This is a genomic window from Mesorhizobium sp. M1D.F.Ca.ET.231.01.1.1, from assembly GCF_003999155.2.
In the GTDB taxonomy this organism is placed as follows: Bacteria; Pseudomonadota; Alphaproteobacteria; order Rhizobiales; family Rhizobiaceae; genus Mesorhizobium.
This window is the reverse complement of the sequence record NZ_RZOZ02000002.1, coordinates 515,161-538,714: the sequence shown is the minus strand read 5'-3', so window position 1 is coordinate 538,714 and position 23,554 is coordinate 515,161. Positions and strand designations below refer to the sequence as shown.

General features: G+C 61.6%; 20 protein-coding genes and 2 pseudogenes. 15 read left to right on the top strand and 7 right to left on the bottom strand.

Annotated elements, in window-relative coordinates; translation table 11 throughout:
- Positions 1–41: 41 nt before the first annotated feature.
- The 4 genes from panB to EN874_RS09005 all read left to right on the top strand — a co-directional run bounded on the left by panB (position 42) and on the right by EN874_RS09005 (position 3,326).
- Positions 42–878, top strand: coding sequence for a 3-methyl-2-oxobutanoate hydroxymethyltransferase (panB, locus tag EN874_RS09020; RefSeq protein ID WP_126063927.1), 837 nt, complete (start codon positions 42–44; stop codon positions 876–878).
- Positions 875–1,783, top strand: coding sequence for a pantoate--beta-alanine ligase (gene panC, locus EN874_RS09015; protein WP_024505565.1), 909 nt, complete (start codon positions 875–877; stop codon positions 1,781–1,783). The genes panB and panC overlap by 4 nt, the downstream gene beginning before the upstream one ends.
- A gap of 98 nt (positions 1,784–1,881) precedes the next feature.
- Positions 1,882–2,601, top strand: a complete 720-nt coding sequence (locus EN874_RS09010) for a LuxR family transcriptional regulator (RefSeq protein ID WP_126057768.1) — start codon at positions 1,882–1,884, stop codon at positions 2,599–2,601.
- A 92-nt stretch (positions 2,602–2,693) separates the two neighbouring features.
- Entirely contained in the window at positions 2,694–3,326 is a 633-nt protein-coding gene (locus tag EN874_RS09005; RefSeq protein WP_126057769.1) for an acyl-homoserine-lactone synthase, read from the top strand.
- Positions 3,327–3,692: 366 nt separating this feature from the next.
- On the opposite strand, the gene EN874_RS34320 is transcribed toward EN874_RS09005, so the two are convergent.
- Positions 3,693–3,941: a DUF6074 family protein gene (locus EN874_RS34320; protein ID WP_063169245.1), complete on the bottom strand. Its 249-nt coding sequence runs from the start codon at positions 3,939–3,941 to the stop codon at positions 3,693–3,695.
- 643 nt (positions 3,942–4,584) lie between these two features.
- On the opposite strand from EN874_RS34320, the gene EN874_RS34315 reads away from it, so the two are divergent.
- Together EN874_RS34315 and EN874_RS08990 are read left to right on the top strand one after the other, a co-directional pair.
- Positions 4,585–5,010 carry a hypothetical protein gene (locus tag EN874_RS34315; RefSeq protein ID WP_245513518.1) on the top strand — a complete coding sequence of 142 codons (426 nt, stop codon included), beginning with the start codon at positions 4,585–4,587 and terminating at the stop codon, positions 5,008–5,010.
- A 301-nt stretch (positions 5,011–5,311) separates the two neighbouring features.
- Complete coding sequence (locus EN874_RS08990) at positions 5,312–5,557, top strand: hypothetical protein (protein WP_063169243.1); 246 nt, start codon at positions 5,312–5,314, stop codon at positions 5,555–5,557.
- A 189-nt stretch (positions 5,558–5,746) separates the two neighbouring features.
- On the opposite strand, the gene EN874_RS08985 is transcribed toward EN874_RS08990, so the two are convergent.
- Positions 5,747–6,136 (bottom strand): hypothetical protein, encoded by a 390-nt coding sequence (locus EN874_RS08985; protein ID WP_024505560.1) that lies wholly within the window; start codon positions 6,134–6,136, stop codon positions 5,747–5,749.
- A gap of 707 nt (positions 6,137–6,843) precedes the next feature.
- Between EN874_RS08985 and EN874_RS08980 the strand changes: the two genes are divergently transcribed.
- On the top strand, positions 6,844–8,043 hold the full coding sequence (locus tag EN874_RS08980) for a cation:dicarboxylase symporter family transporter (protein WP_306462679.1): 1,200 nt from the start codon (positions 6,844–6,846) through the stop codon (positions 8,041–8,043).
- 6 nt (positions 8,044–8,049) lie between these two features.
- On the opposite strand, the gene EN874_RS34310 is transcribed toward EN874_RS08980, so the two are convergent.
- Complete coding sequence (locus EN874_RS34310) at positions 8,050–8,619, bottom strand: hypothetical protein (protein ID WP_245454735.1); 570 nt, start codon at positions 8,617–8,619, stop codon at positions 8,050–8,052.
- Positions 8,620–9,230: 611 nt separating this feature from the next.
- Here EN874_RS34310 and EN874_RS08970 point away from each other — a divergent pair.
- Positions 9,231–10,232: a zincin-like metallopeptidase domain-containing protein gene (locus EN874_RS08970; protein ID WP_126059319.1), complete on the top strand. Its 1,002-nt coding sequence runs from the start codon at positions 9,231–9,233 to the stop codon at positions 10,230–10,232.
- 157 nt (positions 10,233–10,389) lie between these two features.
- On the opposite strand, the gene groL is transcribed toward EN874_RS08970, so the two are convergent.
- The 3 genes and pseudogenes from groL to EN874_RS08955 form a co-directional block, all read right to left on the bottom strand.
- Positions 10,390–12,045 carry a chaperonin GroEL gene (groL, locus tag EN874_RS08965; protein WP_126057772.1) on the bottom strand — a complete coding sequence of 552 codons (1,656 nt, stop codon included), beginning with the start codon at positions 12,043–12,045 and terminating at the stop codon, positions 10,390–10,392.
- A gap of 65 nt (positions 12,046–12,110) precedes the next feature.
- Positions 12,111–12,404 (bottom strand): annotated as a pseudogene (gene groES, locus EN874_RS08960) (co-chaperone GroES); the annotation flags it as partial.
- Between the two features lie 62 nt (positions 12,405–12,466).
- Positions 12,467–12,814, bottom strand: coding sequence for a hypothetical protein (locus tag EN874_RS08955; protein WP_063169239.1), 348 nt, complete (start codon positions 12,812–12,814; stop codon positions 12,467–12,469).
- A gap of 1,010 nt (positions 12,815–13,824) precedes the next feature.
- Here EN874_RS08955 and EN874_RS08950 point away from each other — a divergent pair.
- The 7 genes and pseudogenes from EN874_RS08950 to EN874_RS08920 all read left to right on the top strand — a co-directional run bounded on the left by EN874_RS08950 (position 13,825) and on the right by EN874_RS08920 (position 21,792).
- Positions 13,825–14,148 (top strand): DUF736 domain-containing protein, encoded by a 324-nt coding sequence (locus EN874_RS08950; protein WP_024505644.1) that lies wholly within the window; start codon positions 13,825–13,827, stop codon positions 14,146–14,148.
- 181 nt (positions 14,149–14,329) lie between these two features.
- On the top strand, positions 14,330–14,599 hold the full coding sequence (locus tag EN874_RS08945) for a helix-turn-helix domain-containing protein (RefSeq protein ID WP_024505645.1): 270 nt from the start codon (positions 14,330–14,332) through the stop codon (positions 14,597–14,599).
- 68 nt (positions 14,600–14,667) lie between these two features.
- Complete coding sequence (locus tag EN874_RS08940; protein WP_245455338.1) at positions 14,668–15,144, top strand: S26 family signal peptidase; 477 nt, start codon at positions 14,668–14,670, stop codon at positions 15,142–15,144.
- The gene (locus EN874_RS08935; RefSeq protein ID WP_024505647.1) at positions 15,132–15,815 is read left to right on the top strand and encodes a lytic transglycosylase domain-containing protein; all 684 of its coding nucleotides are present in this window, start codon (positions 15,132–15,134) and stop codon (positions 15,813–15,815) included. The genes EN874_RS08940 and EN874_RS08935 overlap by 13 nt, the downstream gene beginning before the upstream one ends.
- A gap of 178 nt (positions 15,816–15,993) precedes the next feature.
- Positions 15,994–17,964 carry a relaxase/mobilization nuclease RlxS gene (gene rlxS / locus EN874_RS08930; RefSeq protein WP_024505648.1) on the top strand — a complete coding sequence of 657 codons (1,971 nt, stop codon included), beginning with the start codon at positions 15,994–15,996 and terminating at the stop codon, positions 17,962–17,964.
- Positions 17,965–18,319: 355 nt separating this feature from the next.
- Positions 18,320–19,306: an ATP-binding protein gene (locus EN874_RS08925; RefSeq protein WP_126057775.1), complete on the top strand. Its 987-nt coding sequence runs from the start codon at positions 18,320–18,322 to the stop codon at positions 19,304–19,306.
- Between the two features lie 17 nt (positions 19,307–19,323).
- Positions 19,324–21,792, top strand: a pseudogene (locus EN874_RS08920) (S8 family peptidase).
- 232 nt (positions 21,793–22,024) lie between these two features.
- On the opposite strand, the gene EN874_RS08915 reads toward EN874_RS08920, so the two are convergent.
- Positions 22,025–23,554, bottom strand: a complete 1,530-nt coding sequence (locus EN874_RS08915) for an E2 ligase fold family C protein (protein WP_126057776.1) — start codon at positions 23,552–23,554, stop codon at positions 22,025–22,027.

Below are 23,554 nucleotides of genomic sequence, written 5' to 3'. Positions count from 1 at the left end.
CGCGACACCCGCTGTTGGTAACGTAAGGGAAGGGGCCTCGGTTGAGCGCGGCTGGTGAGATAAAAGGGATGACTCCTCCAGATATTCGATCGCGAAAAGGCCAGACGCCACTTGTATGCTTGACGGCCTACACCACGCCGGTCGCGAGGCTGCTCGATCGCCACTGCGACATCGTTCTTGTCGGCGACAGCGTCGGCATGGTGCTGCACGGCCTGTCGTCGACGCTGGGGGTCACGCTCGACATGATGATCATGCACGGACAGGCCGTTCGCCGCGGCCTTGAACACGCGCTGATGGTCGTCGACCTGCCCTTCGGTTCCTACGAGGAAAGCCCAGAGCACGCTTTCGGCAACGCTGCGCGCGTGATGGGTGAGACCGGTTGTTCAGCGGTAAAGATCGAGGGCGGCGAGACCATCTCGGAAACCATCCGCTTCCTTACCGCGCGCGGCGTACCTGTCATGGCCCATGTGGGCCTGACGCCGCAGGCGGTAAACACGTTTGGAGGCTATCGTGTGCAGGGCCGGGGAGCCGATGCAGAGCGGATCAGGCGCGACGCCAGGGCGGTAACCGAAGCGGGCGCCTTCTCCTTGGTGCTGGAAAAGATACCGGAGCAGCTTGCACGGCAGATAACCGCCGATATCGACATACCCACAATCGGCATCGGTGCCTCGCCAGCTTGCGACGGCCAGATTCTGGTGAGCCACGATATGCTCGGGCTCTTCACCTCATTTCGGCCGAAGTTCGTCAAACGCTATGCCGAGCTCGGTGAGCAGGCTGAGGCGGCAATCGCCGCTTACGCCACCGATGTGCGGAACCGGCACTTTCCGGCGGTCGAACATCTCTATGTCAACGCCTTGAAGGCCGGTGACTTCACATGAGCGTGCCGATCGCTCGAACCGTGAGCGAGCTGCGCGGCGTCGTTGCGCAATGGCGTCGCTCGGGTGCCACGATCGGTATTGTGCCGACCATGGGAGCCTTGCACGACGGGCATCTGAGCCTCGTGCGGAAGGCGCTCGAAAGGGCCGAGCGGGTGATCGTGACGCTGTTCGTAAACCCCAAGCAGTTCAACAGCCCCGCCGACCTGATTGCCTACCCTCGGACGGAAAGCGACGATGCTGCCAAGCTCGCTCTGCTGGGCACGCATCTGCTCTATGTGCCGGACACAGAGGAAATGTACCAGGTGGGCTTCGCCACGGCCGTTTCAGTGTCCGGCATCAGCGAATGCCTTTGCGGCGCATTCCGGCCCGGCCATTTCAATGGCGTGGCGACGGTCGTGGCCAAGCTCTTCCTGCAGGCCGGCGCTGACTTCGCCTTTTTTGGCGAAAAGGATTTTCAGCAACTTCAGCTTGTCAGGCGCTTGGTCCGGGATCTCGACATTCCGATCACTATTGTGCCCTGTCCGACAGTCCGCGAAGCCGATGGTCTTGCGCTATCGTCGCGTAACGTGCGGCTCTCCCCAGCCCAACGCGCCATTGCCCCAAAACTAGCATCGGTCCTGCTCGATACGGCCGAGCGGCTTGCACGCGGCTCCCCCATCCTGCCTACGCTTGATGAAGCGCGTGCAGCAATTCTGGCTGCCGGCTATCGCGAGCTCGAATACCTGGAGCTGCGCGGAGAAACAGACCTGCAATCGTTAGCAAGCCTTGACCGACCGGCACGCTTGCTTGCTGCGGCTTGGCTTGGCGACACGCGGCTCATCGATAACGTCGCAATATCACCCATCGGTAGTTGGTCAGGTGGGCGGAGCTCTCTCCAATCGGAAGCAGCACAGCAATTGCGGTGATGACGGCGGCGCGTCGTATGCCCTGCAGGGACAGGCCATCATTTAGAACCACGTCTCCGTCGGCTTCCAGCAACCTCCGCGAGGTACGCTAAGCGCAGATGCATCGCGTATTTGAAACCTTGGTCGAGCAACTCTCTGCAAGCGTCGATGCCGTCGATCTCCATGAGGCAATGGCGTCCGCCGCAGCCGGGTTCGACTTTCCGCTCTTCGCTTATTTCACCTACCCATCCGCTTCCGGCGACAGGCCGCGATTGATCTCGAATTATCCATCATCATGGACATCACATTACCTGCAACAGCGCTACCACAGCGTGGATCCCGTGATCCTGCGGGGACTGCGGGGCTGGGATACCTTCGACTGGGGTGTGGACCGCGATCACCGTTATTTGCCGACCTCTCAGCAGGAAGTCCTGGAAAAAGCAGCTGAGTTCGGCATTCGCGGCGGACTGACCATGTCGATGCATGATCATCGCGGCCGGTTCGCCGCACTGACCTTCGCCTCCAACGAGGCGCATCCGCCATTTCTGAGGTCGCTGACGCGCTACGAAAAAGCAATGCAACTGGTTGCGATCAACGTTCATATCCATGCCCGGCGCAGGCTCGCCGAAGATTGCGTGGTAGATGGCATAACGCTCACCCGGCGGGAGTTCGAGTGCCTGAAATGGGCGGCGTGCGGCAAGTCGGCCTGGGATATCAGCCAGATTCTCGGTGTCTCGAAACGCACCGTGACCTTCCATCAGGAAAACGCCAAGGCGAAGCTTGGCGTGCGAACCATCAACCAGGCCGTAGTGCGGATGGCTGCTCGGGCGAGATCCTGATCCTCTCCAAGTCTAGCTGTAAAGGTCTACAGGCTGCATTCATGACGGCTTTGCCCTTCGATTGCGTGGACACATCCCGCACGGAGACGACAATGATGCAGCTGATAACACCCGACTGCTACGCCGAGTTTGCGAGCGAACTCAAGGAAATGCACGGACTTAGGTATCGGGTTTTCAAGAAGCGGCTCGATTGGGAAGTGCAGACCGAAGGCGAAATGGAAACGGACCCGTTTGACAGCCTGAACCCCGTCTACCTGCTTCTCAAGGGGTCCGATTGGCGAACTTGCGGCTGCGTCCGCCTTTTGCCGACCACCGGACCGACAATGTTGCGCGATACGTTTCCGACGCTGCTGGATGAGATGGTGGTCCCTGCGAGTGCCGATATCTGGGAGAGTAGTCGTTTCGCGCTCGATCTCCCTGCGACAGCGCCGAAGGCAGCTGGCGGCCTGGCCCAAGCAACCTACGAGCTCTTCGCGGGGATCATCGAATTCGGCTTGGCCAACAATCTCTCCGGGATCGTAACGGTGACAGATACGCGCATCGAAAGGATCCTTCGTCTCGCCACCTGGCCGTTGTCACGTATCGGACAGCCCAAGCAGGTCGGCAACACCGAGGCAGTCGCCGGCTTCCTCGATATTTCCTACGCCAGTCTCTTGCGCATCCGCTGGAGGGGACGCCTCAACGGGCCGGTGTTGTGGCAACCAGTTCTCATCCAATCGGCATAGCGCCTGCGGATGCTCAGCCGTGACTTGAGTTAAGTCTGCTCACGGCCGCCACCGCCGCCGTGAGGGTGAGCGGACCCGCCCCCACGAGCTTTCGACTGTTCCGGTCGATTGGCTCGCGCGGCCGGACTTTGGATTTCCGTAGGCGCAACCCGCAGTCCAGCGTGAGCACGCCAAAATGGCGCCCCTCCGCTTCGTCCAAAGAAGCCAACGTGGCTTCTGAGGTCGTCTTAGAATATTGGACCGGCCGCCGTGAGCGATCGCAACCTCAAACCTTTGCCGGTATGCCGGTTTGGCCGGACCGTCGGCCAGTCGGAGCAGTCCCCTGATAAGGACCCGAGCTGACGCGCGGTCCAACAGCGCCCGAGCCTATGCTTTGTGCATTACCGTTCGGTTGGCCATGTCGTCCAAGACCGCATGAAGAAGGCTTCCAACCTCCTGCGCAGCGAGCTCTGGCGCAATTCCTACATCGGACAATTGAATGAGCATTTTCTTGGCAGCACAGCGCCAGAACGCACTCGCCGCCTCGCCGTTCTTGGTCTCGAGGGCCTGGGCGATACTTTCGACCAATATACGTCGCCGATGCAGCGGAAATACGCAAATGTTTGATTCATGCATCAATCACCTCACAGATTCAGTTCCACAAAGAAAAACACCGGCGTCTTCAAAAGAGCCCCGCTAGCGCGGTGACGGTTCGCGGCGACATGACGAGTTCCACTTCCCCATCGACAAGCTATTGGGAGATGAGCCGCCGGACCGCATATCCGGGACCGCACATAAGGTGAACCACCATTGCTCATCCGGCTGCATTTTCCTGGGCCGTTCGACGAGGCGTTCCAGCCGAATTGACGTCCAATGACTTGATCTCTGAAAGGGCAGGGCGGTACGAATCACCCGATTGTTCCGCTGCTTACATTCCTGCGAGCTTGTGTATGAACGATTAAAGCGTGCCCGAGCCGTTCTTGGTGGCCGCCGCAGAAGGGAATCATGTCATCCGCTGCCTATCGTAGGCGGCGCGACTTCTAGCATGACTGCACTGCCCCGACAGGGCTTTGCAATCGCGCGTTTCGAAGCCTATGCTTTGGCATCGGCCGGCATTTACTTCGGTGCAGCCGACAGTAAGACGTACGCGCTCTTGCCCCGTTGGAAGAGAGCCTTGCCCGATCCCTCTTTCGCGACCAGGTGCTGAAGCCCTCACCCCGCAGGACTTCGCGCTTTTGCGACCATCGCTGCATCACGTCGAACCGGCATCAAGGACCAGTTGGAGGTCGCGCATCAGCCGATCAAGAACGTATATTTTCCCGAGAGGGGCATCGCGTCGGTGGTCGCCACCATGACCGGCGGGCGGCAAGGTGAAGTCGGCATTGTCGGCTATGACGGGATGAAAGGAATTGCCGTCATTCTCGGAAAGGAAAGCACTACCTGGCGCCTGCCGGTTGAAAACCTTCGCCCTGCGATTAGCCCGTCGCTTCGCACCTCAGTGCTGGATTATGCCCACGCGTTCCTCGTCCAATCATGCCGGACGGCACTGGTCAATGGCCACTCCAAGATCGAAGAACGGCTGGCCCGCTGGCAGCTGATGGTCCACGACCGTGCGGAAGGAGATAAGATCCTCCCGACGCATGAATTTCTGGCGACCATGCTCGCGCCCACCGCCCGGGGTCACCACGGCCCTGCAAATGCTTGAGTATCGAGGACTGGTGCACGCCAAGCGCGGCGAGATCACGATCATCGACCGTGCCGGATTGATAAAGCTCACACATGGCGCTTATGACAAGGAGGAGCAGCGTTATTTCGGCCTGGCCGCTGCCTGAAGCATGTCGGTTGAAACGGGTTCAGCCGACGTCTCCTTGCCCCTCACCAGGTCGCCCAAAAGCATCAGCGGTTTTGAACGAATCGCAGCTATTGTCCGCAATCGGACATAGGCTTGAAGGCGGTCGAATTCGTGCCATAAGTCGGGTTGGTCAGGGTTCAGGGAGGAATTCGTCATGACCAATTCGTTTCACACCGTCACCGTCGAAAAAGCCGCAGAAGCCTATGTCCTTTCCAGGGGAAGGGTCCGCTTTCTCTCCATGGCGCAGGCGATCCGCGCCATCCGAACACTAATGCCGGCATGCAAGGCCACCGACCGCGAGTTGGAGGAACTGTTGGCGGCCGCTTCCTTCGTTCATGGCGTGCCCGTCGCCTTCGACACAAAAACAGCCGATGGTGTAGAACCACGGCTGCATTCCTAAGAGGGCATGCCGCGCCATGCAGACTGTCAGAGGGCATTCGTCAGATGGTAGTCCGCTAACTTAACTGCAGAGTCTAAAGGACGTGTTCCAGCATTGCGAACTCACCGATCGCTTTGTTGCCAAAGCTGCCAGCAAGCGATCGCCTCATCCAGCCGTTTGCACCATCTCATCACAGACATCATCGCGATGCTACCTGTCCAGCATATGTCCAGCATTTCGCAAGGCGGCCAGAAGGAGCCTCGCATAGCCTGTGACATCGATCTGGGCCTGCATCGAAAGGGGCATGCTGGTCCAGTTCTCCAACGGTGCAATGAAAGGTGAGAAGGTGCCATTGACTAGGCAACAACAGCTAACAAGGCCCTCTCGGTCCAATGCCACCACACCGATCTTGTCGCCTGGATATCCAATGGCTGCGACTCGCTGGACCTCCAGGTCACCGTCCACCCGCACGTCAAAAAGAAGGCTACCACGGCTCCTCGTGGCTATCTCAGCCGCCTTCTCATCAAAGCTTGAAGAGAGCAAGCGGACGCTTTCCACCGCCATCTGGAAAATCACCAAATCCAGTTCATTCACGGCCATATGGGCATTTCCGCGCAACGGGTGGTGATTGCAATGACACATACTGCTTGTTCACAGATGTCGGTCACGAACGATCATTCGTCGGGTTCCGGTTCCGACCAACGGTGTCGCCACCTGATCGTGCTGCGGTTCGAACCTTCCGAACGCGAGCCGAGCGCGCTATGAGGTTGGAGTCTAGGTCTCGGACCCTGCCTCGCGGCCTTCTCATCTTTGGCAGACCCGTTGCAACGCCGCCGCGATGGCGCAAACGCCAGATGACGCTGATCCATCGCTTGATCGTGAACTGAGCTTCTGAACACCATTGGGACAGCAGGGTGGAAGGGCTTGACCAACGCTGCCCCCGTTTTCCAAGAGGACCCGTCCTCGATTGAATCTTTCGAGCCCCGTGCGGCGCGCAGCCAAATGATGACGATCTGGACTCAGCTCGCAGACCGCAAGGCAAAGAGGGAACCTTCCAGGCAGCCAAGCTGCTCGACGCAAAGAGCGGCCTTTGGAGTTCCCAAGAATCGACCCTTCCATAGTTGCGACAGGCAACCACTGCACGAGTGTGGGAGAGCGAATCGCAAGCATTGCGTGAGGTCCTGCGCGTTTTCCCCTCTTTGCTATTTGGCACATCGTTTGCGCCGAAGTGGGCGCAGCGTTCGACCGGAGCACTGCATGGGAGAGGGAGGAGCCCCACCCCGATCCGGTCAAGGAGAGAGACGGTGTTGGTTCCAAGAGTTCCCCGCGCGATCGCAGCGCCCCGCAAGCGCCATTTTGCCCGGACCTACGTGCAGGTACTTGCCGCCATAATCCTGGGTGCCGCAATCGGCTATTTCCATTTGGAGACCGGCCACAGCCTGAAGCCGCTCGGCGATGCCTTCGTCGATGTCGTCAAGATAATCACCGTACCTGTCATCTTCCTGACAATGGCGACCGGCATTGCCGGCATGAGCGATCTGCAGAAGGTCGGCCGAGTTGCCGCCAAGGCGATGGTCTATTTTCTCACCTTTTCGACGCTCGCTTTTGTTGTCGGGCTGATTGTCGCGAATATCGTTCAGCCTGGCGCCGGCCTCAACATCGATCCGGCCTCGCTCGATGTCCAAGCCGTTAAGGGCTATGTGGCCACGGCTCACGAGCAGTCCGTGACCAGCTTCCTGATGAACATCATCCCGTCAACGATTGCCAATGCCTTCGCGGAAGGCGACATCCTGCAAGTCTTGTTCCTCTCGGTCCTGTTCGGCGCGGTCTGCCGCTACAACGGCCGCTCGCTCTTCTCTCTCGTCCGATACATCAAGGACGAGCTGCTGCTCGCAATGTCCTCCTCAGAGGCCGCGCTGGCCTCGCTCATGGAGAAGATGGAAAGGGCCGGCGCCACGCATTCGGTCGTGGGTCTCATTCCATTCAATCTGGACGGCACGAATATGATGCTCGCCGCCCTTTTCATCGCCCAAGCGACGAAAACTGATCTCCCGATCGGCTGCCGGATCCTCATGCTGTTTGTCGCATTGTTCCCTTCGAACGGAACAACCCGCATTACCGGTGCAGGCCTCGTCACAATGGCTGCAACGCTCTTTCTTGTTCCGGCCGCACCGGTCACCTCCGTGGGGCTTATTCTTGGCGTCGATCAGCTTATGTCCGAATGCCACGCGCTGACGGTTTTTCTCCGCAGCGTAGCGGCAACGCTGGCTGTCACCCGGTCCGGGGCGAGCGGGATAAACGACGATTCGGGGAGCGCCTCACTAGCGGACCGTTCAGCGCTCCGGCGGTGGACGGTCAAGTCGCCCGGCGTGGTGAACACAATTCCCCGTGCGAACGACGCTCAGCTATTGGGGTGGACCCGATGGCGCAAAGCCGTATTTGAGAAACCGCCAGATCGCACCGGCACCTGTGCGCCTGTAGCAACTGCGGGGCACGATCAAAACTGACCCATTTTACACCAAAAAGGCGGCCGTTGCTGCCACGCCGTCCATGGATTGGAGACTCATGTCTAAGCCGACTGCCATCACTGTCGCAGCTCTTCTTTTACTCCTCGCCTTGCTGGCGAGCCAATATAGCGCGAACCTGCACCGGCAGGCGTGGTCGACCGACAGGCAAAAGTGGAGCGGCGCATTCGACAACGATCTCCTTCGCCAATCGCCGGCAACCCGCAAGGCGATGCCGTTCTGGTCATATTCAATGACTACCACAACTGTCCGCATTGCAGACTGGCTGATATCAACTACCAAAAAGCCTTCAAGCATGAACCCAATCTGAAGCTTGTGATCAAACAGTTCCCGGTCCTGGGACCGGATTCCCAATTCCCAGCCTTCGCCGCACTCGCCTCGAGAAAACAGGGAAAGTTCGACGAATTCCACCGCGCCCTTATGATTTCCCCCAGTTGAAGGGTCACTCTCAAGATCGCAGCGCGTGTAGGCCTTGACGTTGAGCAGCTCAAGCGGGAATGCAAGATCCGGCCATCGCAGATGAAATGCGCGGTCCGCGCACTCGCGAAAGGTCTGCACTTAGACGGTACGCCCGCGTTGGTGGTCGGCGATATAGTGGTCGCCGACCTTGTGGACATGGCCAGCTTGCAACGCTTGCATCGCCGATGCGCGCTCAAAGCGTGCTGGCTCTCGTGCGGGGCAGCATCTGTAGACCGGCCACGCTGTTGTTGCCGGAGCGTGCCGTTTGTGGCAGCTGGCTTTGCTGTCGCTCCTCGTAATCTTGTTGCGGTCATCCAGCTGCCGTGGGCGCCAACAACAATCCTGAGCGCCCGCGCCTGAAGTCGCTGGCCGGGTGCTCGTGAACCGAGCCCGCTTTTCTTCGGCAAGCTCAGGCGGTCTTGGCCCTGCGGCATCGCCCCCTGGCGCGGGGCAGCCTTCGGCTGCTGACGGTCGCCGGCCTGTCGGCCGGCGTCTTTCTATTGTGGCCTTCCCCCTGGCGCAGGGTGGGCAGCACTCCCTTCTAGGCCCGCCGCGGCGTCCCGCAACCCTTCGCTTGTCGCTTTCGGGTCCTCCACTCCGTTCCGGTCCTGCTGATGCAGTCCGCCTCCGACGGCGGGCCTTTCCGGTCGCTTTTGCCGCCCACCCCGCTTCCGGGGAGGGCGCGCGATTGTAGAGCGGAGGACATCACGATGCGTGCAAACAACAAACGTTGCGGCAGCCGACAGGCTGGCGCAGACAGTGGCGGGCGCACCGGCGCCAGCCTTTATCAGGAAATCACCGACCGCATCATTGCCGAACTGGAGCGCGGCACCGTGCCATGGGTCAAGCCGTGGGGCAGGGCAAGGACAGGCCTCGGCCTGCCGCGGAATGCGGCCACCCAGCGCCGATATTCCGGCATCAATATCCTGATCCTGTGGGGCGCGGTCATCGAGCGCGGTTTCCCCAGCCAGAACTGGCTCACCTTCCGGCAGGCGCTTTCGCTTGGCGGCAATGTCAGGAAGGGCGAGCACGGCACCACCATCGTTCACGCTGACCGCTTTGTTCCCAAGAACGAAAAGCAACGCGCCGACACCGATGGCGACGAACCGCAGGCGGTGCCCTTCCTGAAGCGCTTCACCGTCTTCGATGTCGCGCAGTGCGATAATCTGCCCGAACATCTTTACGCCGCCGGCGAGCCTCTGCCTGAGCGCGAGATGGTCCCGCAGGCCGAGGCGCTCATTCATGCAACCGGCGCTGATTTTCGCATCGGCGGCGAGCGCGCCTTCTACATGCCCGGCAGCGACACCATACAGGTGCCGCCGCAGCCGGCTTTCTTCCACCAGATCGACTATTACCGGACCTGCTTTCACGAGCTTGGACACTGGACCGGCCACCCGAGGCGACTCGCGCGCGACCTGTCCGGCTCCTTCGGGTCCAACACCTATGCGCGCGAGGAACTGGTCGCCGAAATCGCATCAGCCTTCATCTGCAGCAGTCTCGGCATCGAGCCGAGCGTGCGCCATGCCGACTACATCGGCTCATGGCTGACGGTTTTGCGCGAGGACAACCGCGCCATCTTCCGCGCCGCAAGCCATGCCTCGAAAGCCGCCGATTTCCTGCTTGGCCGCAATGTCGATGTCGAAGGCGAGGCACATGCCGAAACCGCCTATGGGAGCGCGCAATCCTCACACGCGACCGCCTTGCGCCTCTGATGACGCAAAGCCGCGCGCAACCAACTCGACAGTTCTTTTGAGGTTGCCCTAACGCCGATGGCCGGCGTTGGCGTCGATCGTTCATCGGACCGAGGTTCGCAAAAAAAGAGGGCGGCATTGATGCCGCCCTCTCGTTGCGAAAGCTGCCAGAGCTGGATTAGAAATCCATGCCGCCCATGCCGCCCATGCCGCCGCCGCCCATGCCGCCAGGCATGCCGCCGCCAGCCGACTCCTTCTTCGGAGCCTCCGCGATCATGGCTTCGGTGGTGACCAGCAGGCCGGCGACCGAGGCCGCGTCCTGAAGAGCCGTACGGACAACCTTGACCGGATCGACGATACCCATGGCGATCATGTCGCCATACTCGCCGGTCTGGGCGTTGTAGCCGAAGGTCGCGCCCTTGTTCTCAAGGATCTTGCCGGCAACGATCGATGCTTCCGCACCGGCGTTGGCCGCGATCTGGCGGGCCGGAGCCTGAAGCGCACGACGCACGATGTTGATGCCGGCGGCCTGGTCGGCATTGACGCCGGTGGCCTTGATGTTGGCCGAAGCGCGCAGCAGCGCGACGCCACCACCAGCAACGATGCCTTCTTCGACGGCCGCGCGGGTCGCGTTGAGGGCGTCATCGACGCGGTCCTTCTTTTCCTTGACTTCGACTTCCGTCGCACCGCCGACGCGGATCACCGCAACGCCGCCGGCGAGCTTCGCCAGACGTTCCTGCAGCTTCTCCTTGTCGTAGTCCGAAGTGGTCTCTTCGATCTGCTGCTTGATCTGGGCAACGCGGCCCTGGATCTCGGCCTTCTTGCCGGCGCCGTCGACGATGGTGGTGTTCTCCTTGGAGATCGACACCTTCTTGGCGCGGCCGAGCATGTTGAGGCCGACGTTCTCGAGCTTGATGCCGAGGTCTTCCGAGATGACCTGGCCACCGGTGAGGATGGCGATGTCTTCCAGCATGGCCTTGCGGCGATCACCGAAGCCCGGCGCCTTGACGGCGGCGATCTTCAGGCCGCCACGCAGCTTGTTGACGACCAGCGTGGCCAGAGCCTCGCCTTCGACGTCTTCCGAGATGATGAGCAGCGGCTTCGAGGTCTGCACGACGGCTTCGAGAACCGGCAGCATGGCCTGGAGGTTGGACAGCTTCTTCTCGTGCAGGAGGATGTAGACGTCCTCGAGCTCGGCAACCATCTTGTCGGCGTTGGTGACGAAGTAGGGCGAGAGGTAGCCGCGGTCGAACTGCATGCCTTCGACGACTTCGAGTTCGGTCTCGGCGGTCTTGGCTTCCTCAACCGTGATGACGCCTTCGTTGCCGACCTTCTGCATCGCTTCGGCGATCATCTTGCCGACCGAAGCATCGCCGTTGCCGGCGATGGTGCCGACCTGGGCAACCTCTTCGGAGGTCTTGATCTTCTTGGCGTTCTTGATCAGGGTCGCAACGACGTCGGTTACCGCGAGGTCGATGCCGCGCTTCAGGTCCATCGGGTTCATGCCGGCGGCAACGGCCTTGTGGCCTTCCTGGACGATCGACTGCGCCAGAACGGTCGCGGTCGTGGTGCCGTCGCCAGCGATGTCGTTGGTCTTCGAAGCAACTTCGCGGACCATCTGCGCGCCCATGTTTTCGAACTTGTCCTCAAGCTCGATTTCCTTGGCGACGGTGACGCCGTCCTTGGTGATGCGCGGGGCGCCGAACGACTTGTCGATGACCACGTTGCGGCCCTTGGGGCCGAGCGTGACCTTCACCGCGTCAGCGAGGATGTTGACACCGCGCAGCATGCGCTCGCGGGCATCGCGGGAGAATTTTACGTCTTTGGCAGCCATTTTTAGCTCCTGGCAGGGGCTTCAATCGAGCCCGGGAATTCAGTTGACGAAAGGGCCTGATATGAGCCGATGATGCCCATGATGTCGGATTCCTTCATGATCAGAAGGTCTTCGCCATTGAGCTTGACTTCCGTGCCCGACCACTTGCTGAACAGGATGCGGTCGCCGGCCTTGACGTCCAGCGGGACCAGCTTGCCAGCTTCGTCACGAGCGCCGAAGCCGACAGCGATGATCTCGCCTTCCTGCGGCTTTTCCTTTGCCGTGTCGGGGATGATGATCCCGCCAGCGGTCTTGGATTCGGATTCGACCCGGCGAACGACCACGCGGTCATGCAGCGGGCGGAACTTCGACTTTGCCATTTTCGGATTTTTCCCTGGTGCGCTGTTGAGGGGTTTTTGTTAGCACTCGCGATGGACGAGTGCTAACGCGATAGTGAGGTAGGCTGTAAGCGGGCACTCGTCAAGACGGACGAGGGCAGGCGAGGAGCTCTGGCCCCCTCCCCGGTGGAACCCAACGCATACGCGGCATCCGCGTTGATGGCTGCGAGCCCCACATTTCCATTGAATTCGGCGTCATGACGCCAACTTGCTCGCGCCGCTTCCAAGTCGTCAGTCGTGCTGCCGTCAGCACGAACATAGGGCTGCGCTTCACTTCCCGTCGAAGCCGCGGCAAGCAGCGTCGCCGTCAGCACGCTCCTTTGCAGATGCTTGCCAAAGGTGGACAGTGAGCGCACCTGCGCCGGGCTGTTGGTGCGAACGTAAGACGTCATTGACAACTCCTTTTTGCAAGTCGAGCCCCTTCTCCACCTTCGGCCGCCGTCGACGCGAAGAAGTCCGCATCGCGTTGAAGACGAGCTGCGAAAAAGAGAAAGATGTGTTTGATGGCTGCGGCCCCAACGGTGCCTTCAGATTTGAGATCACTTCCGCCGCGAGCGGCTGAAGCTCCTCGCAACGTCAAATCGAATCTGCTGCCAAGCCTCCAGGAAAGGAGAGCATTGCTCATCTCGCGCTTGTGCATGCAGTCAACCTTCGATCCGTGTTGCCACATCAAGAGCAAATGCCGTGCCAAAGCTCACTGGGAAGTGAACGCATGGCTCTCCCTGAAAACCTCACAAATCCAGCATGGTCAATTGTGCGGAACCCGACATGCGTCTTCTGCCACTGTCAGCTTTCGGACAGGCATGACGCGTTTCGCGCCGACCACCGGTCGATCGGTTTTGGGGCCGGTCTGTTCGCCTCATAAGAGCGCGTTACATTGCGTAGCGGTTTCCCGAGCGCCGCCACATGACACTGGACCTGCAGGTAGCACCGGCTTCTCATCCAGCCTTACTTTGGCCCCCTCGCGTATCAAATTCCCGCTGGCGAGCCCTGCTTTCATAGATCGCACCATGCCGGATGTCTGCTCTGGCGCCCGACCCGCTGGCACGATCTCGATCCGGCATAAGGGCGCAGCATCTTTGCAGGCCGTTTCATCCCGGCGTCCTGCTTGGCTGACAGACCGCACTTGGCGAGCGGTCTCCATGCTCTCTCCAAGGACCATCCCTGCGGCTGGCTTGTCGACCTATGGGCGGGTCCGGCCGCCCGAAACCCTCGCGCCATCAGCTTTTTTCCCCGCCGCCTGCGGCGGCTTCCTCGCGCCGCTTCGCTCACAAAAAAGCTGCCCGCTCGGGTCCTTCACTGTCGCTGCGGCCCTGTCGGATTCAGGCGGTCCTGACGCGCCCATTACGGTGCGCCATCGCAGGGGATGGTCCCCGGCGAAACCACAAAAGGAGACTTCGAAATGACCGCGATCGGTTACGTCAACAAGCAGGAAAACGGCGCCTACAAGGGCCAGTTCAAGACGCTCAGCGTCCGCGCCGACATCGATATCGTCCCCAACCAGGCCAAGAGCGCCGATAACCATCCCGACTTCCGGGTGCTTACGCAAGGGGTCGAAGTCGGCGCTGGCTGGATCCGCACCGGCGAGACTTCCGGCAAGGATTATGTGAGCCTGTCGATTGCAGCGCCGGAGTTCGGACCGCGCAAGCTCTACGCCAATCTCGGCCGAGCCGCCGGCCAGGACGATCACGACACCTACGCCATCATCTGGAACCCGGCCGACTGACCGGCCGAGATAAGAGCCTCGCGCCGCAGCCCCGGCGCGGGGCTCATTCCCAGGAGTTCCACCCAAACCCCGTCCGCCCTAAAGGGCGGCGAAAACTCTCCCCCGACTCTTCGCCCGTCCCCGAGACGATCTCCCTCGCCCATCCTCGCCCTCGCTTGTCCGAAGCGAAACGAGGATCATCATGGACGACGAAAACGAACGCGCGGCCCGCGCGAAAAAGGGCAGCCCGTTTCTCAGCACAGCCCAAGCCGCCTTCTATATCGGGCTCTCCCAGCGCACGCTCGAAAAGATGCGGCTCAAGGGCGGCGGCCCGAAATTCCGCAAGCACGGCCGCTATGTCCGCTATCACATCGACGAACTCGACCATTGGTCGAAAGGACACCCGCAGCACTCCATCGCCGGCGATGGCAAGGCCGGTTCCGGCCAGGGCGGCACGGGAGGCCGTTCATGAGGCGGCGCCCTTCCATCCATCTGATCGGCAGCCGCCTGAGGCGTGTTCGAGCCCGTAAGACGGTCGCCTTGGCCGCGGCCGGTCTCGGTCTTTTGGGCTTCACGGCGCTGGGAAAGCCCGCCCCTTGGCTGGTCTGGAACGCCTCGGCCAGCGCGCCGATCGGCCTTTACCGCATCGCTGCGGGAGCGCTGGCGCGTGGCGATCTCGTGCTCGTGCGCCCGCCTGAATACGCGGCGTATCTCGCCGCCGAGCGCAGCTATCTGCCTCGCAATGTGCCGCTGGCAAAACGTCTTGCAGCGCTGCCGGACGATAATGTCTGCGCCTTCAATGACGCCATCATCATCGGCGGCGACATCGTCGCGCGCCGGCTCAAAATCGACGCCGAAGGCCGACCTTTGCCATGGTGGAACGGCTGCCGAGCGCTCGGGGATAACGAGGTTTTCCTGCTCGGCAGCGACAAAAACCGCTCCTTCGACAGCCGCTATTTCGGGCCTGTTCCCACTCAAAATGTCATCGGGAGGCTCGTACCACTATGGACCGAGTGACCCTCCTCTTGTTGGGCATGATCGCCATTGCGCCATGCGCCTGTTCCGCCTCGACCGGCGCTGAGCCGGTCGCCATCTCCCAAAGTCCGCAGCTGCGAAAGTGGCAGACGTTGGTATCGGAAGCAAGCCGGCGCTTCCATATTCCCCAAGCCTGGATCTATGCCGTCATGGCTGCCGAAAGCGGCGGCAAGACAATGCGCGGCGGCCGCCCCATCACCTCCCCCGCTGGCGCCATGGGCCTCATGCAGGTGATGCCCGGCACCTATGAAGAGATGCGGGTCGAACACGGCCTTGGGCCTAACCCCCACGATCCGCGCGACAATATCCTGGCCGGCACGGCCTATCTCAGTGCCATGTATGACCGCTTCGGATTTCCTGGCCTGTTTGGCGCCTACAATGCCGGTCCCGAGCGCTACGACGAGCATTTGAAGCGTGGCAAACCGCTGCCAGAAGAGACCGTCGAGTACCTCGACCAACTCAAGGCGGCCGGAGTTTCGGCGGCCGACATCGAGGCGTTCGAAAGCCAATCTGTCGCTCCAAAGGCGCAAATCGCTCCTCTCGGACGGTCGCTGTTCTTCATTCATGACGGTGTTCACTCAGGCGTGCGAAACGGCGATCTCTTCGTGCCGCTCGGCAAGGACGGCGCGCAGCCGAAGGAGCCGGTGCGTTAGCCATGGCGGACGGGGGCGCGTCTGGCGGGGCTGGGCGCGGAAGGCAAGATAAAGGTACCGCCTCCAGGAGGCGGTTAAATCTTTGTCTGCACATCGTTTTTCCGGGAGGCTGCCGCCGGTGCCAAGAGGGTTTGACGTGTAAGTGTCTGATTTTGCTTGATATGTCTGGGAGGCTCGCATTAAGGATGACGAGTTCAGGCCGAAGCTCGGCAAAATCGGGTCGCGCGGCTCGAAGGCCGGCAAACGCTATGCCGGCCAGGTTCGTGCGGCGATCAACCGGGCTGGCGGCCGGCCGCAACGCGGTGGTCGCTTCACAGGAAGCCGGACAGGGCGCGGCGGGGCGGCCGCCGCACTGCTGAAATCGCGCGACCGGTATGCCGCCTTCCGCCAGCGCCGGGTGATCGTCAAGGCGCGGGTCGTCAAGCTCGCCGGCAAGGGCGCGGACGGGGCGCGTGCCCATCTACGCTATCTTCAGCGCGACGGGGTCACCCGCGAAGGTGAACCTGGCGAGCTCTACGGCGCCGACAGCGGCCGCGTCGACGGCAAGGCGTTCATCGATCGCGCGGACGGCGACCGCCATCAGTTCCGCTTCATCGTCGCTGCCGAAGACGGCATCGAGTACGACGACCTCAAGGCGCTGACGCGGCGGCTCATGGCGCAGATGCAGGAAGACCTCGGCACGAAGCTCGACTGGGTCGCGGTCGATCATTTCAACACCGGCCACCCGCACAGCCACATCATCGTCCGTGGCAGGGACGACCGTGGCGAGAACCTGGTCATCGCGCGCGAATATATCTCATCTGGCATCCGCGAGCGGGCGGCCGAGCTGGTCAGCCTCGATCTCGGTCCGCGAACCGACCGCGAGATTGAGCTTCGCCTGCGCCGGGAAATGGAGCAGGAACGCTTCACCAGCATCGACCGTCGGCTGCTCAGCATGCGTGATGATGACGGCCTGGTCTCGCCGGGCGGTCCCGACGCCATTCGCCAGACGCTGCACCAGGGACGGCTGCGCAAGCTCGAGCGGATGGGTCTGGCCGCGGAGGTCGGCGCTGGCTCCTGGCGCCTCGACGATGAGCTCGAAGCCACGCTGCGCCGCACCGGCGAACGCGGCGACATCATCAAGACCATGCACCGCGAACTGACCGGCAAGGGGCTTGCCCGCAGGGCCGCCGACTGGGTGATCCACGATCGATCCGGCGAGCCCGTCCAGTCTCTCGTCGGTCGCGTTGTCGCGCGTGGACTGGCCGACGAGATCAATGACCGCCATTACATGATCGTCGACGCCGTCGACGGTAAGAGCCATTGGATCAACATCGGTAGAGGCGAGGCGATGGAAACGATGCCTAATGGCTGCATCGTGCGTGTCGCGCCAAGGAACACCGAGCCGAGGCAGGTCGATCGTACCATCGCCGAAATCGCCGCCGCGCATGGCGGCCGTTACGACGTCGATATGCACCTGAAGCATGACCCATCCGCCACCGAGAGCTTTGCGCGAACGCATGTGCGGCGGCTGGAGGCGATCCGCCGCGCGACCGGCGGCGTCGAGCGAGAGCCGAACGGCACCTGGCTCATCGCGCCGGACCATCTCGATCGCGTCGCGAATTATGAGGGCCAGCGGGCCAGGGCCGAGCCTGTCGTTGCCGACAAGCTCTCCTCAATGGCGCTGGAGCGACAGGTCAGCTTCAACGGCGCCACCTGGCTCGACCGGGAGCTGGTTGCCGATAGACCCGAGCCTTTGCACGGATCCGGCTTCGGCCGCGACGTGAGAGAGGCGCAAGCTCGCCGGCGGCAGTGGCTGATCGCGCAAGGCCTCGCGCATAAAGAACAGGATGGGATCGTCTATCGAGCCAACATGCTTTCGATCCTGCGCCAGCGAGAACTGAACCGTGTTGCTGGCCAACTGTCGGAGGAACTTGGCCTGCCCTATGCCGAAGCGCGATCCGGAGGACGAGTAGAGGGTACGCTCCGCCGCTCCGTCGAGCTTGCCAGCGGAAAATATGCCGTCGTTGAAAAGTCGCGCGAGTTCACGCTGGTGCCATGGCGGCCGGTGCTTGAGCGCCATGTGGGCAAGGAGGTCTCCGGTGTCGTAAGTGGGGAGGGGATTTCATGGACCGTCGGCCGGCAAAGGAGCGGACCTGGTGTTTCGTGAGATGGTGTACAGCTTTTTAGCCAGCGGCGCGGGCAGCCATGCGAGCCCGCGTAGACCTTATGGCCGCACGCCCGCAATCGGTCGCATGGACCTGCCAGGCGGGGCGGCTTTGGAGCGTTCGGACCCGACACGCTGCGTGAGTGGCCAGACTTCGAGCGCTCGAAGATGCGGACTGTTGTCTGCTGGCCGGCGTTATTCCGGCTGGCCTATGACCGCGGCGCAACAGTTCACCGCTGAAGTTGCCACGGGCGAACATCGACAAGAGAAAAAACACCATTGCGCGATACAAATCGCCGTTGAAAGCGTTTAGGTTGCATGCGCTTCGCCAAGTAAACGGATACCCCAGAAGAGAGCCATGACCACGGCCCGCCATATCGTGACGCTGCTTAAAAGCCACATTGCCGGCGACGAGGATCGTTTCCTCTCTATCGCGATGCAGCTTGCTGCGCATGAGGCACGTCAAGGCCATGGTAAGCTTGCTCAGGAGCTCAAGGATCTGGTCGACGCAGCCAAGAGCAGGGACGCCCGGATTGTCAAGAGCAGTCGGCCGGTTCCCCTTTTTCAGCCAAAGGGCGAGCTCGCAGGGCTCCTGCATGTGCGCTATCCGGACCTGCGACTGACCGACATGATTTTGCCGGACAGTCTGCGCTCGCGCCTGCACCGCGTGCTGGGAGAGCAGCGCCAACAAGCAAGCTTGCGCGAGCACGGGCTTGTTCCCCGTCGCAAACTGCTTCTGGTCGGCCCGCCAGGATCAGGCAAGACGATGACCGCATCGGCATTGGCCGGGGAGCTTCATCTGCCCCTTTTCACGATCGTCCTCGATGGTTTGATCACCAAGTTCATGGGAGAGACTGCCGGAAAGCTGCGGCTTGTTTTTGATGCAATGCAGGCGACGCGGGGCGTCTACTTCTTTGACGAATTCGATGCCATCGGCGCGCGTCGAGGCGAACGCCAGGATGTTGGCGAGATTCGGCGCGTGCTGAATTCGTTTCTGCAGTTTCTCGAGCAAGACGACAGCCACAGCCTGATTATTGCGGCAACAAATCATCCCGAGCTGCTCGACAGAGCTTTGTTCCGCCGTTTCGACGATGTCATCGAATACGCCGTGCCCGATCGGCCGATTATAGAGGCGCTGCTTCGGGCTCGACTCGACCGCTTCGACACCAGAGGGCTTGCCTGGAACGAGGCGATCTCTCAGGCAGAGAGACTGTCGCAGGCCGAGATCACGCGCGCGGCCGACGACGCTGCAAAAACCATCATATTGCGGGGGGGGAAGCGGATCACCTCGGAAGCGCTCATCGACGCTCTGAAGGAACGCCGGCAGGCGTCGCTGTTTGAGTAGCGACAGCACAGATCATAATGGCAGACGATTTTCCGCGCGACCGCGCCCATATCCACCTTCGCAACAACGGCATTCGGGAAGCCTATCGGCGGCCCAACCAACTTATACATGCACCGCCGCTGCCGGCGCGTGATCGGGCGTCGCATGCTGCGGCCTTGACGCAATCCATCGAACAAGCGGTCGAAAGTGCACGCCAGCAGATTGCGGCGCGTGACCCCCAGCTGTCGGTCGGCACGCCTGGCTTTTACCTCGCGATCGATCTGCCCATGTCCGGACGGGCGGCCCTCGACCAGTTGGCCGATCGTCGCCAGCACATGGAGCTGGTCGCCGTCCATGAGCCAACTCAACCCGGTGCTCCCATCACAGCGTCGGTGTTCCTGCCGCAAAGCGCGCAAGCCTATTATTTGCGGAAAGTCGAGGCGTATCGAGACGTTGATACTGACCGCGGCAGACCGCGCAACGAGCCGCTCGTCTCCCGCATGGAGACAGTCAGGCTGGCGACTGCACGATCGTTGTTTACCGACCACGACGACCTCTTCCCCCAGGCCGCTGACGAGCAGGTGTGGTGGGAAGTCTGGCTGCGCGACGGTCGCCGCGAGAACTTCGAGCACATTGCCGAAGCCCTGAACATCACTTTGCGCACGCATGCGGTTAGGTTTCCGGAGCGGGTGGTCATGCTGGCCCTCGCCAGCACGGCAATGCTCGACCGCATGATTGCGCACAGCGATGTCGTCGCCGAGCTGCGGCGCGCGAAGGATACGCCGTCCTTCTTCCTGGGCCTTGGCGGCGCGGAGCAAAGGGACTGGAGCGACGAGCTTCTCGGGCGCGTCAGACCGCCTCAATCCGATATTGCGGTCTGCATTCTCGACAGCGGCGTGCGTCGCACCCACCCGTTGATCGAACCCGCACTTGCCGTTTAAGACTGGCACACCGTCAAACCGGCATGGGGCAGCGACGACACACCTGCGTGGAGCGGCCACGGGACGCGAATGGCAGGTGTCGGCCTGTACGGTGATCTGGTCCCGCTCCTGGTCGGAGGCGATCCAGTTCCATTGCCCTTTCGGCTGGAGAGTGTTCGTATCCTTCCGCCAGAAGACGAGGCAAACGATCCAGAACTCTATGGCGCGATCACCGCGGAAGCGATCGCCCGCGCCGAGGTGCAGGCGCCGGAGCGCCGCCGCGCGATCGCAATGGCTGTGACAAGCGCCAGTCCGGCGCGTGGAAGGCCCACATCGTGGTCTGCCGCTATCGACCAACTCTGTTTCGAAGAGGAACAGCGACGCTTGATCGTTCTCTCTGCCGGCAACATCGGCGATGACCTCATGCCGGCCGAGCATTTGACGCGCAACGATCTGGAAGCAGTCGATGATCCTTCTCAGGCCTGGAATGCGCTGACGGTCGGCGCTTTCACAGAAAAGGTCGATATCATTGACACCGACTTTTCGGGCTACGCTCCGATCGCGCCGGTCGGCGAGCTCTCGCCGCGCAGTCGCACTTCGGTCGTTTGGGACAGGCAGTGGCCGGTGAAGCCCGAGGTCGTCTTCGAAGGCGGCAATCTCGCCCATGACGGTGTGTTGCCCGGCGAGCCGATCGACGATCTGCAGATATTGACCACTTTCTGTCGACCCGAACTGCGCCACTTCACCACCCTCGGAGATACGAGCGCGGCAACGGCCCATGCCGCACGGATGGCGGGACTAATTCTATCAGCGCGCCCCGAGCTGTGGCCTGAATCGGTTCGCGCCCTGATCGTCCACTCGGCCGAATGGACTCCGGCGATGCGCGCACGCATCGATGCGTGCAACGGAGCGAAGGGCGAGATCCAGGCGCTCGTGCGGCGCTATGGTTACGGCGTGCCAGATCTTGGGCGCGCGCTTCTGTCAACGGTGAACGACCTCACGCTTATCGTTGAAGATGAGCTTCAGCCTTTCCAGCGCGAGGGCGGCGCGGCTGCCAAAACGCGTGACATGAAGCTGCATCGCCTGCCTTGGCCGAAGGAGCAGCTCGCGGCGCTCGGCGCTGCCCAGGTCGAGCTCCGCGTCACGCTGTCCTATTTCATCGAACCCAACCCCGGTGAACGCGGATGGACCCGCCGGCATCGTTACGCGTCCCATGGTCTTCGGTTCAGAGTAAAGTCAGCGACCGAGACAGTCGACGAATTCCGAGCCCGCATCAATCAGGCCGCTCGGGACGAGGAGGAAGGGGCGCCTGCTGGAGGCGGAGAAGAGTGGCTGCTCGGCACCTTCCGCGATCGCGGCTCGTTGCACGCCGATTTCTGGTCGGGCAGCGCCGCCGATCTCGCCGAGCGTGACGCGATCGGCGTGTTCCCGGTCGGGGGCTGGTGGAAGGAGAAGCCTTACCTGGAACGCGTCGACGCTCTGGCTCGGTACGCCCTGATTGTGACGATTCGGGCGCCTGGGGTCGATGTTGACATCTTCACACCCGTCGAAGCAGCCCTGACTGTCGAGACGTCGGTCGAGACCTGATGCAGCACTGTCCAAACCGGCCAACAACGGAGGTTTGACCAGCCTCTGGTGCCATGGCGGCTGGTGCTGGATCATCACGTCGGCACGGGATCATGCGCGGAGGACGATAGGCCGGCAAAGGAGCGGGCCAAGCGTGTCATAATGGCGCCCATGGTCACGCCCACAAGCCGCGCCCCCTGCGTCTACGGAGAGGTGCGCGTCTGCTTAGGCGGCCGAGACATCGCTTACCTGATCAACGCGCTCCGTATTTGCGCCTGTAAGCGGCAATGAAATCGTCGTCGCTACAGATGCAGCGGCCGCTGGAGTCCTTGGCCTTCGGATCGTGCAAGTGAGAGCCAAGGGGGCGCAGAAGATTCACCCGAGTGCTCGTCGTCGGGCTCATGGGAAACCCCGCACTATGCTTGACCAAATCCGCGGCAAGCATAATCCCGGCAAGCACCGACTGAAAGGCCATCGGAACCACAGTTCGAACGCGGCGACTTCCTTCGCTAAGCTGGAACACCAGACCGCCGCAGATAGCCTGCTGATAAAAGGAGCGCAGGGGCTGGCCGACAAACGGGGCTAGCGGTTCAAACGGCACAGCCATCGCTGTAGCCACGCGAACTACAAAGTCGTTGGGAACTCCGGCATTTGTCTGCAGGAGCGTTTTCACCTGCTCGTGTGCTTCCGGTATTCCGAGTTCCTCGGCAATCAGCTGGTGCTCGTCCTTGGATTTTCCGGATGGCAGGTACATGCAACAAAGGCAAGCCTGGCCGTCATCGAAACCATGCCGGGAGATACCGAGATCGTGCTCCTGCATCCAAGCGTTTGCGATCCATCGCGGCAGTGCACCTTGGACAGCCAGACGGTCGGCGGCGGTGTCAAGCGCCACACCCACTTGGTCTAAGACCCAATTGCCCCGGCGCGCAACATATTCTGCCCACGTCAGAGGGTGCGCCTCGACCTCAAGGCCAGTCGATCTAAGGGCGGTGGCTGCAAGAACCGCCTTGGACATACCAATCTCCGCCTGGCCGGCCAATGCGTAGCGCTGCAGGTTTGAGAGTTCGATCGCTTCGTGATCGATTACATGCAGACGACCCTTGAGATCGGGTTGTCTCGCTAGCGCCCAAAGCGAGCCATGGCCTATCGCACCGAGCCCAACGAGGTGGGTTTCGCCAAGGTCGACTGGGAAGTCGATCGGGCCAGCCTCCCCGGCTTTGGTCTTGTCGTAGCTGCATAGCGAGAGGTCGATGGTTTCGTCCAACTCGGCGCCGGTCAACTGGGCGGCGAAGATAGTTCGAAAGACGTTGGCGGCGCCGAAGCAACTGGCGGCGCCAGCTCCAAAAGGCAGCAGACTTGGGCCAGAGCCCACCGGGTCCGTACGCGACAGCTTTGCCGCCCAACCGTCCGATCCCACGAAAAAGATCGGGCACCGGAGTGATGGGCGCGTTACCCCTGCAACGACGCAGACGGTGGCAGACTTGCCGGAACGCCGGATGCCGACTTTTGGATTGATCGACTTTGCCAAGCGCTCCAGCGCTTGGGCTTGAGAGCTCGCCGCGCTGTCCAGCGGGAGTATCGCCAGAACCGGGTAGAGCCTAGCGAGCAATCTCACCGCAAGATCTAGTGTCGCCTGGCCTTCGGCGCAGGAAGCGGCCTGATGGTCGAAGGCGACTGCCACGACCTGCTTTTCAAGAGCTGCTTTGAAGTCTCCCAGATGAAAATCGGCCAGGACCTGAGATGCCGCCGTGGCGGCACGATCGATGAAGTTAGCGAATGCCAT

Excerpts from the sequence above, each read along its gene's own strand:
- EN874_RS08985 (WP_024505560.1), bottom strand. The coding sequence starts at position 6,136 with ATGGCCGTGAATGAACTGGATTTGGTGATTTTCCAGATGGCGGTGGAA.
- EN874_RS08950 (WP_024505644.1), top strand. The coding sequence starts at position 13,825 with ATGACCGCGATCGGTTACGTCAACAAGCAGGAAAACGGCGCCTACAAG.
- EN874_RS09010 (WP_126057768.1), top strand. The coding sequence starts at position 1,882 with ATGCATCGCGTATTTGAAACCTTGGTCGAGCAACTCTCTGCAAGCGTC.
- EN874_RS34320 (WP_063169245.1), bottom strand. The coding sequence starts at position 3,941 with ATGCATGAATCAAACATTTGCGTATTTCCGCTGCATCGGCGACGTATA.
- panC (WP_024505565.1), top strand. The coding sequence starts at position 875 with ATGAGCGTGCCGATCGCTCGAACCGTGAGCGAGCTGCGCGGCGTCGTT.
- EN874_RS08935 (WP_024505647.1), top strand. The coding sequence starts at position 15,132 with ATGGACCGAGTGACCCTCCTCTTGTTGGGCATGATCGCCATTGCGCCA.
- EN874_RS08945 (WP_024505645.1), top strand. The coding sequence starts at position 14,330 with ATGGACGACGAAAACGAACGCGCGGCCCGCGCGAAAAAGGGCAGCCCG.
- EN874_RS08955 (WP_063169239.1), bottom strand. The coding sequence starts at position 12,814 with ATGACGTCTTACGTTCGCACCAACAGCCCGGCGCAGGTGCGCTCACTG.
- EN874_RS09005 (WP_126057769.1), top strand. The coding sequence starts at position 2,694 with ATGATGCAGCTGATAACACCCGACTGCTACGCCGAGTTTGCGAGCGAA.
- EN874_RS08915 (WP_126057776.1), bottom strand. The coding sequence starts at position 23,554 with ATGGCATTCGCTAACTTCATCGATCGTGCCGCCACGGCGGCATCTCAG.
- EN874_RS08970 (WP_126059319.1), top strand. The coding sequence starts at position 9,231 with ATGCGTGCAAACAACAAACGTTGCGGCAGCCGACAGGCTGGCGCAGAC.
- EN874_RS08925 (WP_126057775.1), top strand. The coding sequence starts at position 18,320 with ATGACCACGGCCCGCCATATCGTGACGCTGCTTAAAAGCCACATTGCC.
- groL (WP_126057772.1), bottom strand. The coding sequence starts at position 12,045 with ATGGCTGCCAAAGACGTAAAATTCTCCCGCGATGCCCGCGAGCGCATG.
- EN874_RS08990 (WP_063169243.1), top strand. The coding sequence starts at position 5,312 with ATGACCAATTCGTTTCACACCGTCACCGTCGAAAAAGCCGCAGAAGCC.